At 47.9% G+C, this 13,938-nt stretch carries 12 protein-coding genes and 1 tRNA gene; 4 read left to right on the top strand and 9 right to left on the bottom strand.

What is annotated here, in order from left to right:
* Window positions 1-17: 17 nt before the first annotated feature.
* Entirely contained in the window at window positions 18-794 is a 777-nt protein-coding gene (locus tag U9S71_RS16295) for a peptidase associated/transthyretin-like domain-containing protein (RefSeq protein ID WP_326328678.1), read from the top strand.
* 15 nt (window positions 795-809) lie between these two features.
* Here U9S71_RS16295 and U9S71_RS16290 read toward each other — a convergent pair whose 3' ends face one another.
* Entirely contained in the window at window positions 810-1,028 is a 219-nt protein-coding gene (locus tag U9S71_RS16290) for a dodecin family protein (RefSeq protein ID WP_326328677.1), read from the bottom strand.
* Between the two features lie 159 nt (window positions 1,029-1,187).
* Between U9S71_RS16290 and U9S71_RS16285 the strand changes: the two genes are divergently transcribed.
* A complete protein-coding gene (locus tag U9S71_RS16285) occupies window positions 1,188-1,811 on the top strand; it encodes an outer membrane beta-barrel protein (RefSeq protein ID WP_326328676.1) in 624 nt (207 codons plus the stop codon).
* A gap of 89 nt (window positions 1,812-1,900) precedes the next feature.
* Here the strand turns inward: U9S71_RS16285 and U9S71_RS16280 are convergent.
* The 7 genes from U9S71_RS16280 to U9S71_RS16250 form a co-directional block, all read right to left on the bottom strand.
* Window positions 1,901-1,987, bottom strand: a tRNA-Leu gene (locus U9S71_RS16280).
* 148 nt (window positions 1,988-2,135) lie between these two features.
* Complete coding sequence (locus tag U9S71_RS16275) at window positions 2,136-3,026, bottom strand: Ppx/GppA phosphatase family protein (RefSeq protein WP_326328675.1); 891 nt, start codon at window positions 3,024-3,026, stop codon at window positions 2,136-2,138.
* A gap of 5 nt (window positions 3,027-3,031) precedes the next feature.
* Window positions 3,032-5,098, bottom strand: coding sequence for a polyphosphate kinase 1 (gene ppk1 / locus U9S71_RS16270; RefSeq protein WP_436410335.1), 2,067 nt, complete (start codon window positions 5,096-5,098; stop codon window positions 3,032-3,034).
* Between the two features lie 107 nt (window positions 5,099-5,205).
* Entirely contained in the window at window positions 5,206-6,240 is a 1,035-nt protein-coding gene (locus U9S71_RS16265) for a Gfo/Idh/MocA family oxidoreductase (RefSeq protein WP_326328673.1), read from the bottom strand.
* Between the two features lie 16 nt (window positions 6,241-6,256).
* Window positions 6,257-6,808 carry a hypothetical protein gene (locus U9S71_RS16260; protein ID WP_326328671.1) on the bottom strand — a complete coding sequence of 184 codons (552 nt, stop codon included), beginning with the start codon at window positions 6,806-6,808 and terminating at the stop codon, window positions 6,257-6,259.
* Window positions 6,809-6,884: 76 nt separating this feature from the next.
* On the bottom strand, window positions 6,885-9,461 hold the full coding sequence (locus U9S71_RS16255; RefSeq protein ID WP_326328670.1) for a phosphoenolpyruvate carboxylase: 2,577 nt from the start codon (window positions 9,459-9,461) through the stop codon (window positions 6,885-6,887).
* Window positions 9,462-9,713: 252 nt separating this feature from the next.
* Entirely contained in the window at window positions 9,714-9,917 is a 204-nt protein-coding gene (locus tag U9S71_RS16250; RefSeq protein ID WP_326328669.1) for a hypothetical protein, read from the bottom strand.
* Between the two features lie 190 nt (window positions 9,918-10,107).
* On the opposite strand from U9S71_RS16250, the gene U9S71_RS16245 reads away from it, so the two are divergent.
* Together U9S71_RS16245 and U9S71_RS16240 are read left to right on the top strand one after the other, a co-directional pair.
* Window positions 10,108-12,285, top strand: a complete 2,178-nt coding sequence (locus tag U9S71_RS16245) for an FUSC family protein (protein ID WP_326328668.1) — start codon at window positions 10,108-10,110, stop codon at window positions 12,283-12,285.
* 56 nt (window positions 12,286-12,341) lie between these two features.
* Window positions 12,342-13,337 carry a YpdA family putative bacillithiol disulfide reductase gene (locus U9S71_RS16240; RefSeq protein ID WP_326328667.1) on the top strand — a complete coding sequence of 332 codons (996 nt, stop codon included), beginning with the start codon at window positions 12,342-12,344 and terminating at the stop codon, window positions 13,335-13,337.
* Here the strand turns inward: U9S71_RS16240 and U9S71_RS16235 are convergent.
* On the bottom strand, window positions 13,294-13,911 hold the full coding sequence (locus U9S71_RS16235; RefSeq protein ID WP_326328666.1) for a TetR/AcrR family transcriptional regulator: 618 nt from the start codon (window positions 13,909-13,911) through the stop codon (window positions 13,294-13,296). The two genes, U9S71_RS16240 and U9S71_RS16235, sit on opposite strands and share 44 nt — an antisense overlap.
* Window positions 13,912-13,938 lie beyond the last annotated feature (27 nt).

Raw genomic sequence — 13,938 nt, 5'->3', positions numbered from 1 at the left:
TATACGTTAATAGTAATATGCAGTGTCTTAAATCGACGTCGGTATCCGAAAGAAAACTCATCGTGCAGGCGCTGTATGTTATTGTTTTCTTTTGGGCGTTTTCCTCCTCCGCCGTAGCGCAAAACACCGTCCTCAATGGATATGTACTAGAATTGAAAAGTGGCGAACCCCTGCCCTACGTAGAAATAAAAAACCTCCATACGGGCACTTTGGCCGAGAGCCTCGAAGATGGCTCCTTCAGCATAGCGGTCGACAAAAACCAACGCCTCCAATTTGAATACCCGGGCTACCGTACCGATACCGTAGTTGTTATCGAATTCGGCATTAAGCGGGTATACCTTACGCCGGACGGCAGTGCGGTACAACTCGACGAAGTACAGATAAAGGCTATGACCGACAGTCGGCTGGAAACCGAAATCAAACGGGCGCAGGCAGAAGGGGCCTTTACCGACGTATCGCAACAACGTGGCGGCATCCGCATCTCACCCTCTCGGTGGTTTGGCAAAACGGGGCGGCAGGCCCGGCAACGCTACGAATTGCTGCTCGCCGAAAGGGAACGCAGGAAAATCGATGCCCGTTTCACCCCAGCGGCCATTACCGCCGTTACCCCGCTGGAAGAAGAAGCCCTCGAGCTATACATGACGAAATATCGCCCCTCAGTCGAATTTTTGTCTACTGCAGATGAATCCGACCTCCGCCTCTACATCATGGACACCTATGCCGAATTTAAAGCGTTAACCCCCGAACAGCGGGCAGCAATCAAAGCTCCCACCCAAGAGCGCGACCGTAGGTAGTTGTTGCATTAGGCATTAGATATTACCGCTGCCCCGCTCTACCCGGAACGCTACATTGCAGATGGCTCCATAGGAAGAAATTTCGCCGTCTTTGACGTGCACCTTAAAATCTTTTACATAGACCGAATCTACATTAGAAACGGTAGCCGACACTTCTTTAACCGCATTGCGGATGGCGTCATCGAAACTAGTGGTGGATGAGGCGATGACCTCGATTACTTTTACAATAGCCATAATGGAATTATTTTATGTTTATGCCAAGTAAACACGCTCGAAAACGTTTTGTTTGGTGGCATGGCTAATATCATGTTTCATTTAATGGCGATTATGTTTCATTTAGTTTGCTATATTGCCCTCAACTTAAGTTAACTAATTAACTAACACGTACTAATTATGAAAAAACTTATCCCATCATTAGGTTTCATGGTATTGCTTGCCACAAGCATTCAGGCGCAAACCGACTTTGGCTTAAAAGCAGGCATTAATTTTCCCTCCTACAGCTTTGCTGATTCGGAGAATATCTCCGATGTGCAACCAAGGACGAGCTTTCACCTTACCGGATACCTGGACGCACGCATTGCCCCTTGGCTTTATCTCCATCCTGAGGTTTCCTTGCAAGGGAAGGGAGCCAAGATTATTGAATCCCAGATATTGGGGGGCGCGGAGGTTATACAGCGCACCATGTGGCTCGATTTCCCCTTCAATTTCCTAGGTAAAGTGCCCATAGGTGATGTGGGCAATGTCTTTGCGGGCACGGGGCCGTACATAGGATTTTCGATGAATGGGGAGAACACCTATGCTAGCGGCTCTACATCAGCTATGATCATTTATAAGGATAATGCCATGAAAAGTGTCGATTATGGGATCAATTTTTTGACGGGCGTTAAATGGAGCAGATTTTCGCTCAATGTCAATTATCGGTTGGGCCTCGCTAATATCACCAATAGCACTTATAAATGGTCGGACGACATCAAAAACCGGGTTTTCTCGCTGGGTATTGGCGTATCACTTTTATAGTCATCGCTTTATAACAGCGGTGGCGTTAATTTTCCGGAACACCCTAAAACAGCAAAAGCCTTTGCTTTCGCAAAGGCCTCCATTATAACTGGTGCGGAAGAGCAGACTCGAACTGCCATGCCCTGTTGGGCGCCACCCCCTCAAGATGGTGCGTCTACCAATTTCGCCACTTCCGCGAAAGGATTTACTGGCGCAAACTTAGATAAAATTGTATTTATATGCAACCCGCATATAATACAATTTTATCGTTCTCTCATCTGCCGTTGAAAGCCAACGATTACAGATGAAAAGTAAGGTATTTTTTTTCTTTAGCCAAGTGTCTTTTCACCGCGATTTTGGCGCTCCGTATTTATCGATAAGTGTTTGGATAATACCATCGGCCAAACCCACACGGGGAACGATGATCTGCCGCAGGCGGCCCGACTTCATAAGGGTAAGGAAGATCTCGCAAGCGGGGATGATCACATCCGCACGATCATGGTTGAGCCCCAATACGTTGATGCGATCTTTCAGCGAAAAAGACCCCAGGTATTCGTAAAGCGATTTCAACTTGGCAAATGAAATGGGTTTATCTTCCTTACTGTTATTGGCAAGCCGCGAGAGCTTATTGATATTGCCACCCGTACCGATACCATACACGGTCTTGAATGCCTTCGTGTGGTATTTTACCCAATCCCGCATGTCGTTCCATGTCTCATCGCTATCTTGGTTATCCAAGATACGGATGGTCCCTATATTGAACGATGCGGAGGCCATTAATTTCGCTTCGGCAAAAACAGACACCTCGGTACTTCCCCCGCCTACGTCGATATACAAGTATGCCTTATTACTGCTGAGGTGCTGCTCGATATGGCTACTGTAAACGATCTTAGCCTCTTCACTGCCGTCGATAATCCGCAGGTCTATGCCGGCCTCGTTGATTTCGTGTAACAGCGCATTGCCATTGGTCGCCTCACGCATGGCCGATGTGGCGCACGCCATGTACTGACTTACTTTGTACACGTCCATCAAATTCCGGAATGCCGCCATTGTCTTTACCAGATCTTTGGCTTTCGACACGGAAATACGGTGGTCGATGAATGCATCATCGCCCAACCGTAAAGGAACCCGTACCAGTGTATTCTTTTTGAACGACACGACATCGTCGTTTCTGATAATGTCGGCTATCAAGAGCCGCACCGCGTTGGAGCCAATATCGATTGCTGCGTATCTCACGATTGTTAAGATTTATATTTCAGGTAATTGTAAATATCTTCCTGGGCCCGATGCTTAATTTTACGCTTGGCGCCGATGTATCGGTTGTTGTTTGATTGATTGATTTCGCGGGCTTTGGTATTGTCACGTAGTTGGATATTGATGATATCGCGAATTTCTTTTCGGATACGGCCATCCATGATGGGAAATGCCACTTCTACCCTACGGTCGATATTGCGTGTCATTAAGTCGGCGGACGACAGGTAAATCAGTTCATCGCCACCATTGCCGAAAACCCAAATACGTGCATGCTCCAAATAGCGATCTACAATACTCCGTACCGTAATCCGATCGCTGAATCCCACTTGCCCCGGCACCAAACAGCACATCCCCCTTACGATGAGTTGGATGGTTACACCGGCATTATTGGCCTCATAAAGTTTCTCAATCATCTCTTCATCCGAAAGACTGTTCATTTTCAGGATCATATATGCCTTATTTCCGGATTTAGCCTGCTCGATTTCATCGGCAATAAGCTGGTATAGCCGCATTCGTGTTCCCAGCGGCGACGCAATGATTGATTTGTAGTCGCGACGGAAAACCTGTTTTTCCAAGCCCCTGAAAAGGCGCTTCAAGTCTTTTGTAATGGCCGGATCTATGGTGAACAAACTGTGGTCGCAATAGCTTTTGGCTGTCTTCTCATTGAAATTGCCCGTGGCGAGGTTCGCGTAGTAAACCAAACCACTTTTCTCACGACGCGTAACAAGGCACACCTTAGCGTGCACTTTGTATTGTACTACACCGATATTTACATTTACGCCGCCCGCAACCAGTCGATTTCGCCAGTAGATATTGGCTTCCTCATCGAACCGTGCTTTCAATTCAATGAGGCAGTTGACCACCTTGCCATTTTGTGCGGCGTTGATCAACGCATTGATGACACTCGAATTTTCGGCCAACCGGTAGAGGCAGATATTGATCTCCTGCACCTTCGGGTCAATGGCGGCTTCACGGAGGAAATGGACGATATAATCGAACGACTGGTACGGCAGGCTGACCAGGTAGTCGCGTTGTGCCATTTGGCTAAAGATACTCCGCCCGAGATCCAGGTCGTTGACCCGCAGTTGGGGCATGGCTGGGTACTCCAATGCCGACCCGCCCACATTGGGGAAATCGATGAAATCCCGGAAGTTATGATACCTGCCGCTGGGAATCAGCGCATCCGTGTCCAATTGCATGCGACCGACCAAATAGTCTAAGGAATCGAGCGGTATATCGCTATCGTAGAGCAGTCGCATGGGTCGGCCCTTATCCCGGCGTTGCAGGCTGTGCATCAGTGCATCTACGAATTTCTCGCTCATATTGGGATCAATATCCAGCTCGGCATCCCGCGTAAGCTGGATGCTGTAAGCCGCAATGGTATCCGGGTCGAAAATAAAAAACAAGTCATCCAAACAATATCGGATAATGTCGTCTAGCAGGATGATAAACTTTAACCCATTATTTTCGGGCAATATAAGGAAGCGGGAAATAATGGGGCTTGGAATCTCCACCAGTGCATACTTCACTTTTTTCCGGAAGGTCAGCTTTACGATAAAGTACGTATGCCGATCCTTCAGTTCTGGAAAAGGCTTTGCCACATCCGTCTCCTCCAACATAATGGGCACCAGTGTTGGCAGCACCTGCCGCCGAAAGTACTCACGCACATATGCGCCCCGCGCAACATTTAGCTGTTGCTCGTTGATGATGAAGATCTTCTGGGCCTCCAGCTCTTTGATGATTTCCTGTTCATACAGGTAGTCGAACTGCTTTTCGAGCCGCACCACGATATCCTTTATTTCATTAAGTACCTTTTTGGGGTTGAAACCAAGCATGGTTTTGGCCTTGGCATTGATATCTACCAGTCGATTGAGGGTGGCTACTCTTACGCGGTAAAACTCATCCAGGTTGGACGAAAAAATAGCCAGAAACCGTAACCGCTCAATAAGCGGCACCGTTTTGTCGGCCGCCTCCTGCAGCACCCGCTCGTTAAAATATAACCAGCTTATTTCTCGGTTTATAAGGGGATATGTATGCTTCACAGTTGCTATCATGTGACCACCGTAAGTTACCTGGCCAATAATAGCAATGCAACGTTTTGTTATTATTAACGGTGTGTTAATTCACCGTCACCAAACATCGAATTGAAATAGGCTACGACTTACCGCTCATTCCAAACTTGCTGCTCAAGGATTTCCAGCTGCCAACAGATTTCCTCCGCTGTCACAGGAAATGGCTCGTCCCGCCGGATCTGTGCATATACCGCGTTAAACAGGTCATTATAGTCGCCTTTTAACGCCTCGCGGTAGCGGATTTCCCGATCACCATTGGGTTTCATTAGCGTAATCAATCCCTCCTTACCGGAAGGTTCTATACCGTACTCAGGATCTTTCGGTGAGATGCCCGATTGCAGTTGGTCTTCCTGTACATCGGCCCTCACTTTCTGAAAAGATCCCTTGGTACCATGCAGCACATAGGCTGGCAGCGGATTGGCCACCAACAGGCTCGCATGGATAAATACCGTTAATCCCTTGGGGTAGCTAAGCACCAATGTGGCAAAATCATCTACCTCAGACTCCTGTCTATGGGTCGTAAGGATTTTCATGCTTTTATCGGGCTTCCCAAACAAACAAATCACCTGATCGAGGAGATGCGGTCCCAGATCGTACAATACGCCACTGGCTGGAATAGGCATTTCCTTAAACACTTTAGGGCCTTTTTCCGGGCGGTACCGATCGAACCGGACGTGCAATTCTATGGGTTCCCCTACCGCTTGCCGTTCCACCACACGCTTGAGCAATTTGAAATCACTATCCCAGCGCCGGTTTTGAAAAACCATGACGTGCTTGCCCACTTTCCGGCCCAGCTCAAAGATTTCCTTGGCTTCTGTACTACTGGGTGCAAAAGGTTTCTCTACCAAAATGTGCTTACCGGCATGCAATGCCTGTTTTGCATAGTCGACGTGGGTATTATTGGGCGTATTAATGATCACGAGCTCAATGGCATCGTCATACAACAGATCATTTACCGAATCATAACTGATGATATCGGGATACCGTTGTTGTGCCCGCTTCTCATGGCGTTCTACGATAGCCCGCAGTTCAAACCGTGTTTTCTGGTTAATGAAAGGTGCGTGGAATACGCGTCCTGACATCCCGTATGACAATATACCTGTGACGATGCTCTTTTTCGGCATTACTTATCCATTTAAATCAATGATGGGCACCGTGGTCCTCCTGGCCACCGGCGGCAACGTAAAGAGCTTTAACAGTTGGCATCTTTTCTTCGGCATAATGCTGGAGCTCTTCAATGGTATTGCGACTTAAGCGTTTGAATTGGTCCAGAATAGCGCCTTGTTCGTGTTGAACGTGCGCAATATAACCCGCATTGTCAAAAGCACCCAATGTATCGGCTTCGAAATGATGCGGCACCGCGAAACCCAGCTCACCACGATCGACCAGCACGACCGAGAATCCGGCGGCAAAATCTGATAGCTCGGCAACCATCGGCTCATACGTTTCAACGACTTTACCGGCCAAATCCTTGGCTTCGGCTGACGCTGCGGTGGTTCTTACATATTTTGCTAATTGGGTCTCAAACTGGGCCTTTTCATTTACCCGTTTAAAAAAGGTATACCCCTCAGAGTCTACGTTAGTTTCATTGTTATAAAGCGTACCCCTGCGCACGGCTTCGCCGGGATGTCTAGCGCAAGACCCCAAAACGAACAACGATGCAGCAACTAAAAAGCTATTTTTAATATTCATCAGTATAAATTGTTTTCAATGCAGCAAACTTAGCGAAAATTGCCATATGCATCAACACATTTTGGGCATCAGCCGATTAGGCCAAGTTCCTTCCGGCGTTAACAACGCCATAGATGGTGCGTGTAATCAGTTTTGAAAACACCTCGTTGTCCGTATCAGTTAACCCTCCGGCCTGCAACTTCCGTATGGCATAATGTTGGATGATTAGCAATGGTAATATAATTTTCTCCCGCATGGCAATAGATTCGCGTTCCACTGGATAATTTTCCATCAGCACGGTACTGCCACTAAGTTTCAGCACATACTTGGTGGTCCGTTCGAACTCATCGCGCATCCGCTTCCAAAAATCACCGAAAACTTCGTCATGCTGAATGTATGAAGTCAACTCAAAATTCGACTTAGACATCGACATCATGCAGTTGTCTATAATGGTCTGGAACATCCCCGAAGTTTCGTAGAGCTCTTTTACCTGATCCCATTTGCCAGCCTTTTCGGCCTCTTCCAACGCAGTACCCACCCCGTAAAAGCCGGGTATATTCTGCTTCAGTTGGCTCCATGAGGTTACAAAACTAATTGCCCTCAGGTCTTCCAAACGCAGTTCCTTATCCGAATTACGTTTAACCGGCCGACTGCTGATATTAATCTGCGACAAGAATTTGAGTGGACTCAACCGTTCAAGGTACTTGAGGAACAGTGGGTCGTGGCGCAGCGCCAGGAACTGGTCGTGGCTTATCTGGGCCATATATTCAATCAGCTTCTTCTTCTCGTCAGTAAGTGTATCACCGCTCCGTTGTTCAATATGCGACGTAAGGCCGGCGTGAAGTAATTGCTCAATGTTGTATTGCGCGGTATCCAATGAACCATACTGGCTACTGATGGTCTGCCCCTGTATGGTAAGTTGGATATGATCATTTGCAATCTCTTTACCCATCGAAGCGTAGAAGCGTTGCGTTTTTCCGCCGCCCCGAGCCGGGGGTCCACCGCGGCCATCAAAAAACACCAGATCCACATCATATTTGCGCGCCATAGCGGTAAGCTCAATTTTGGCCTTGTATATCGACCAATTGGCCATGAGGTAGCCGCCATCTTTCGTGCTGTCCGAGAACCCCAGCATGATGGTCTGTTTATTACCGCGGCGCTTCAAGTGGGCCGCGTACGAAGTGTTCGTATACAAGGTTTCCATCACCGCCGCCGCACGCTTTAGGTCATCCACCGTTTCAAACAACGGTACAAAATCAATATGCAGCGCGTCGCGTTTCCAGCCGCTCCACAAAAAGAGCTCCATCAATTCCAACATGTCTGATGCCTGCTGGCAATTGCTGATAATGAACCGCTGGGCCGCACGTTCACCGCCCGAGCGCTGGATATTGCCAATAAGACGAATGACCTGTAGGGTATCGGCCACCAGTGCTGGTGCTTCTTTGCCCACAGGCAAATCGTGCTCTTCGAATTTCATCGCCTCCTGTTTACCGCGCTCGTCCAGCTTCTCGAAATCACCTGATTCGGCTACGTTGTCGGCATATTTTTCACGTAGGTATGCGTGGGTTTTCCGGAGAATACTGCTATCCTGCCTCAAGTCGAGGGTAGCAAAAAAACATCCGAACGTCCGTACTTTACGCAGCAGGTCATCCACCAACTCCACAAATAGCCCATCATGGTAGTCGTTCAGTACCCGTTTGATTTCCTTCAGGTTATGAACGATCACCGACTTCACATTCTCGGGATTATCGGATGGATTGAAGCTGTTTTCGTAAATCAGATCCTGCAGCACATCCATGTATTTCTCGACCCCCTTAAAGGTGATACGCCGCCTGAGTGTACGGAAGTCGCGGTAATAGCACCTAAACAGCACGGTCCGCAATAACAACGCTACGCGCTTGGTGCCTTCCACGGTAACGTTGGGGTTACCGTCGCGATCGCCGCCGGGCCAGAATCCCAACTCAACCAAACTCTTATTCTCGTCGACCGGAAGGTCGAACTCGTCATCGATTTTGGATTGGATAGCCGAAGCCACGCGATAGAACACATTCTCAAGAAACCAAGCTAGGCTGACGGCCTCGTCTACCGGCGTAGGTTTATCCTTTTTCATAAACGGCGTCTTACCCAACTGTTGAAGCAGAAGGTGGATGTTATGGATATCGTTCTTCTTCAGTGCCTCAATCAGGTCGGTCATGATGGACAATACCGGCCCTGGATAGAATTGTGTGGGGTGCGCCGTCAATACCAACCGCACAGAAAAGTCGTTCAGTTTCTCCACCAACTTGTCACGGAGTTCCGTATTGTTTTCGGTTTCCGAAAATACCGAATCCAACAGCCCCGCTTCGTCCGACCGACCTGTTTTCCGGAACGCTGAATCTTCCACGGCGTCGAAAAGCACTACCTGCCGCTCAATGTACTGGATGATCCTAAACAAAAGGTCAATCCTATCCGACTCGCGGACGTACTGTGCGTATTGCTCGAAAAAGCTCTCTATGATGGTCTCAGGATTTAATTTGTCGGCAACGCCACGCTCACAATGTGTAGTAAAGAATGGCAGCAATGTCCCCGTGTGTTTGACCTGATAGAACGGCAACGTCATAAACAGGCTATTAAACAACTCGAAACGGGTGAGTACTTCGCTTTCGAAGACTGCTTGCTTTTTACTTAAATTCATTTGAAACTAATTATTGATTATACCGTGTTGGCTTCTCTACATTATGCCGGATTCGTGCTCGCCCCGGTGCGTGGCTTGGGAACGGACAAAGAACGAAGATAAGGATTGTTAACCAATGCCCGTCACGGTTTCAGTGAATCACGCATATCAAATACCAACCAAACCACCAAATATATAAATATTTGTTAAATAATCAGCCCGATTTATTGCAAAAACACCAATAAAAGCAAATGAAATTTAAAAATAAGACAATTAAACAGTTTCGATTTCACGGACAACCCGATACACTGGAGCCGCAGATTCGGCTAAGCCGGCTTTTGGAACGCTGCCGTGACGATGGGCGTTTTCACCCACCATGCGGTTACGGTCACCAACCAACTGGGCAGCTGCGTTTCCTAATTGACAAAACATTGCCCCTAGCTGATCTAACTGGTGATTCATCTTTTTATTTGTCATGGTTAATTCGTTAAACGTAAACTAATAAAGTCACACTCGAAACAACCGAAAGCCTACTCTCGGTTCACCAAACAAACCTAGCGCCGCCACGCCTACATTCAAATACCTATTACTGGGTATTTTGTATCTCGCTATTCCCGTTTTTATCACAATCCTTTTGTGTATCTTCGCAGTTACAATCCGTCTATGCATGAGTAAGGCGAAAGATATCCAGAATTTCTTCTACAGCCAGTATTTTTCAGATGGCCTTCGTCTTACATTTGGCACTATCGTACCTGCATTGGTCTTTTCGGCGTTTGGTAGTCTGCAAACCGGCATTATCGTATCGTTGGGTGCCATGGCGGTAGGTTTATCCGATAGTCCGGGGCCGGTACACCACCGGCGAAACGGCATGTTTTTCTGCACCCTTTCGGTACTCATCGCTGCGCTCCTCTCCAATCTTGTCAGCGACATCACCTTACTCGTTGTCGTTACCCTGATGGCCTTATCTTTCCTGTTTTCCATGCTTGCGGTGTATGGTGCCCGCGCTTCATCGGTCGGCACCATGGGCATCCTCATCATGGTACTCAGTATGCGCGCCACGGCCGACCCTACGCTAACCATTGGCACCTACCTGCTCTATATTTTAGCGGGTTGCTTATGGTATATGCTATTAAGTCTTTCGCTGCACCAGGTGAGACCATACCGGCAAGCACAACAGGAACTTGCCGAGTCGATAACGAACGTAGCCGACTATATACGCATTAAGGCCAACTTCTATGCCGTTCACCTGGATATCGAAAAAAACTACCGTGCACTAATCGATCAGCAAATTACCGTGAGCACCCATCAGGATAACGTGCGCGACCAACTATTCAGGGGCAAGCGGAAAATAAAAGATACCACCGAGATCGGACGGTTGCTCATCTTGATTTTTACCGATATCATCGACCTGTTTGAGCAAAGTATGGCCACGCACTACGACTACAACTCGATCCGGGAGCAGTTCGGTGCAACAGGTGTGCTGCAACAGTTTCATGTCACCATCCGGCGAATCGGAAATGAACTCGAGCACCTGTCTTACCAGATCAATGCCAATAAGAAGCCCAAAGCGCTGTACAATTTCAAAACGGATCTGGAACGGATACGTGGGGCCATTGACCAAGTCGAAAAGAAACATCAACTCAACGCATTGCCCTTGCGTAAAGTACTCATCAACATCCGAAATCTAGTACAGCGCATGGACTTGTTGTATGGTTATTTCGATTTGAAAGCTAAAAATTCCGTACGGAGCGAAGAAACAGACCTCAGCAAGTTCATAGAACACAAGGACATCGATTTTAAAAAGATACGCGAAAACCTCACGATAAAATCGACGCTTTTTCGGCATTCGCTCCGCATGGCCATCATGATGGGCGTCGGATATTTGGTGTCGCTCACTTTTAATGTAGGCACCCACAGTTATTGGATATTGTTAACCATTATGGTTATCTTAAAGCCCGGGTTCAGCCTGACGAAAGAACGTAACTTCCAGCGGCTTATCGGAACCATTATTGGGGGTGTGGTGGGCGCAGTACTTCTGCTTATCGTAAAAGACGATACATCACTGTTTATATTGTTACTCCTCTTTATGGTAACCACCTTTAGCTTGATGCGGGTAAGCTACGTGGTCAGTGTGATGTTCATGACGCCCTACGTGCTTATCCTATTCAGTTTCTTGGGCATGGGTACACTTTCCATCCTTCAAGAACGGATTATCGACACGCTAATTGGGTCTGGACTGGCATTTCTTTCCAGTTATGTGATTTTACCCAGCTGGGAAAGCGTGCAAGTGTATGGCACCATGCGCAAACTGCTCATCGCTAATTACCAATATATTGCGCAAGCCCTCAAAATAATTGCCGGCCAATCACCAAGTATGACGGAATATAAACTCGCCCGCAAGGAGGTGTACGTAAATGCCGCCAACATGGCCTCAGCTTTTCAGCGTATGATGACCGAGCCGAAGAGCAAGCGGAAAGATGCCAGAGACGTAAATAGGTTCGTGGTATTCAACCACATACTCTCGTCATACTCCGTAACCCTGCTTAACAATGTACAGGGAGCTTCCGACACGTCTTTAACGGGCGACCAAATAAAGGTGATTCGGAGAACGTTAGCGCTGCTAGCGCAAAGTATCCAACTTTTTGAACCTAACGATACAGACGACGTGTTTACCGAAATAGAAGTCGAAACGCCCTCGGGCATCGACGACAACAACATCGACTCTGAAGAATCAAGGTTGATTACCGACCAGCTTCAGTTCCTAAGACGCATTGCTTCTGATCTTAACAACGTCTGCAACGACCTGATGGCGACACCGACGCCACATAAGCGAACGGTGGCGTAGCTCGCCCCAGCCCCACATTTTGTTTTTCGTTTGGCTGTCGTGTATATTTGTGCCGAATGGAAACACCCTCAGCACCTATTGATGTACTCATTATCGGCGGCGGCCCGATTGGGCTGGCCTGTGGCATAGCAGCCAAAGCGGCTGGATTGACCTACCTCATCGTAGAACGCGGATGCCTGGTCAATTCGCTGTACCGCTACCCACAAAACATGACGTTCTTCTCTACCTCCGAGCGGCTCGAAATAGGCAACATCCCCTTTGTATCGACCAATCCGAAGCCGAGACGTGCCGAGGCACTCGAGTATTACCGCCGTATCCAACAGCAGTTCGAGCTAAACATCCACCTATTTGAGGAGGTAACGACGGTTAAGAAAGGCGCAGACGAGTTTACCGTCCATACGTCGAAATCGACCTATACTGCGCGACATGTCATTGTTGCTACCGGTTTTTACGATATCCCCTGCTTACTAAATATTCCGGGAGAAGAGCTACCCAAAGTAAGCCACTACTACAACGACCCCCATTATTATGCCGGACAGAAAGTGGTGGTTATCGGCGCCAGCAATTCATCCATCGATGCCGCATTGGAGACCTACCGTAAGGGGGCGGATGTAACCTTGGTGGTCCGTGCCGGACAAATCGGTCCACGGGTAAAATACTGGGTACGGCCCGATATCGAAAACCGCATTGCCAATGGCGAGGTTCGCGCGCTATTCAGCAGTAAACTAACGGAAATCCGACCTATGGAAGTTGATGTCCTTACGCCCGACGGCCCCATCACCATCGAGAACGATTTCGTGTTAGCATTAACCGGCTACCGGCCCGATTTTGCTTTTCTCGAAAAAATAGGGATTACGTTATCGCAGGATGCATCGCGGGTACCATACCACAACCCCGAAACCATGGAGACCAATATACCCGGTCTATTTCTGGCCGGGGTGGTATGCGGCGGCATGAATACCCATTTGTGGTTTATCGAAAATTCGCGCGTGCATGCACAACAGATTGTCAATCGGATCCTGTCGTCTTCAATCCATTCAAAAATACGATAGCCATTTTTTTCTGAAGGGTTAGTATCCGATCAAACTCCTCCTTGGTCGGAAAGAGCACGCCTTTGATATCTTTCAGTATACTAAACCGCATACCCACTAAGGCAAACAACAGTATCTCGGCGGTTTCGTTCACATCCTCTACTTCCAGTTGGCCGGTATCGATGCCTTTTTGAAGAATCGTCGCGAGTATGTTTCGCTCCTTATCTTTAGAATCTTCCAGCACACACGCCATGGTATCTGGCACCTGCTGCAAGGCCGAAATGGAATATTCAAGCAAATTATAATACCGCATGACAAACTCAATACGCTTATCCAACGTAAACATCATCGCCTCGTAGTAATCGGAAACAGTAGTTATAGCAGCCTCCATCTCTTCGAATGACTGGTTAATCACATGCTCCAGTACCGCGGCATATAAGGCGTTTTTATCGGGAAAATAGTAATATAGCAAGGCCTTGGAAAACGACAAATCTTGGGCAATTTCAGCCATCGTGGTTTTAGCCAAGCCAAAGTGCGCGAATCGCCGTGTGGCGGCTTCCAATATCTGCGTGCGTTTTTTGTCTGCATTAATCATGATGCATTCAATTTAGTTGTGCTCTCA

It is taken from the genome of Parapedobacter flavus (assembly GCF_035818675.1).
Classification (GTDB): domain Bacteria; phylum Bacteroidota; class Bacteroidia; order Sphingobacteriales; family Sphingobacteriaceae; genus Parapedobacter; species Parapedobacter flavus.
The sequence above is the reverse complement of the archived record's forward strand: the minus strand, read 5'-3'. Positions and strand labels throughout refer to the sequence as shown.

Coding starts and splice junctions, on each gene's coding strand:
- U9S71_RS16295 (WP_326328678.1), top strand. CDS start 18: ATGCAGTGTCTTAAATCGACGTCGGTATCCGAAAGAAAACTCATCGTG.
- U9S71_RS16290 (WP_326328677.1), bottom strand. CDS start 1,028: ATGGCTATTGTAAAAGTAATCGAGGTCATCGCCTCATCCACCACTAGT.
- U9S71_RS16285 (WP_326328676.1), top strand. CDS start 1,188: ATGAAAAAACTTATCCCATCATTAGGTTTCATGGTATTGCTTGCCACA.
- ppk1 (WP_436410335.1), bottom strand. CDS start 5,098: ATGATAGCAACTGTGAAGCATACATATCCCCTTATAAACCGAGAAATA.
- U9S71_RS16265 (WP_326328673.1), bottom strand. CDS start 6,240: ATGCCGAAAAAGAGCATCGTCACAGGTATATTGTCATACGGGATGTCA.
- U9S71_RS16260 (WP_326328671.1), bottom strand. CDS start 6,808: ATGAATATTAAAAATAGCTTTTTAGTTGCTGCATCGTTGTTCGTTTTG.
- U9S71_RS16255 (WP_326328670.1), bottom strand. CDS start 9,461: ATGAATTTAAGTAAAAAGCAAGCAGTCTTCGAAAGCGAAGTACTCACC.
- U9S71_RS16250 (WP_326328669.1), bottom strand. CDS start 9,917: ATGACAAATAAAAAGATGAATCACCAGTTAGATCAGCTAGGGGCAATG.
- U9S71_RS16245 (WP_326328668.1), top strand. CDS start 10,108: ATGAGTAAGGCGAAAGATATCCAGAATTTCTTCTACAGCCAGTATTTT.
- U9S71_RS16240 (WP_326328667.1), top strand. CDS start 12,342: ATGGAAACACCCTCAGCACCTATTGATGTACTCATTATCGGCGGCGGC.
- U9S71_RS16235 (WP_326328666.1), bottom strand. CDS start 13,911: ATGATTAATGCAGACAAAAAACGCACGCAGATATTGGAAGCCGCCACA.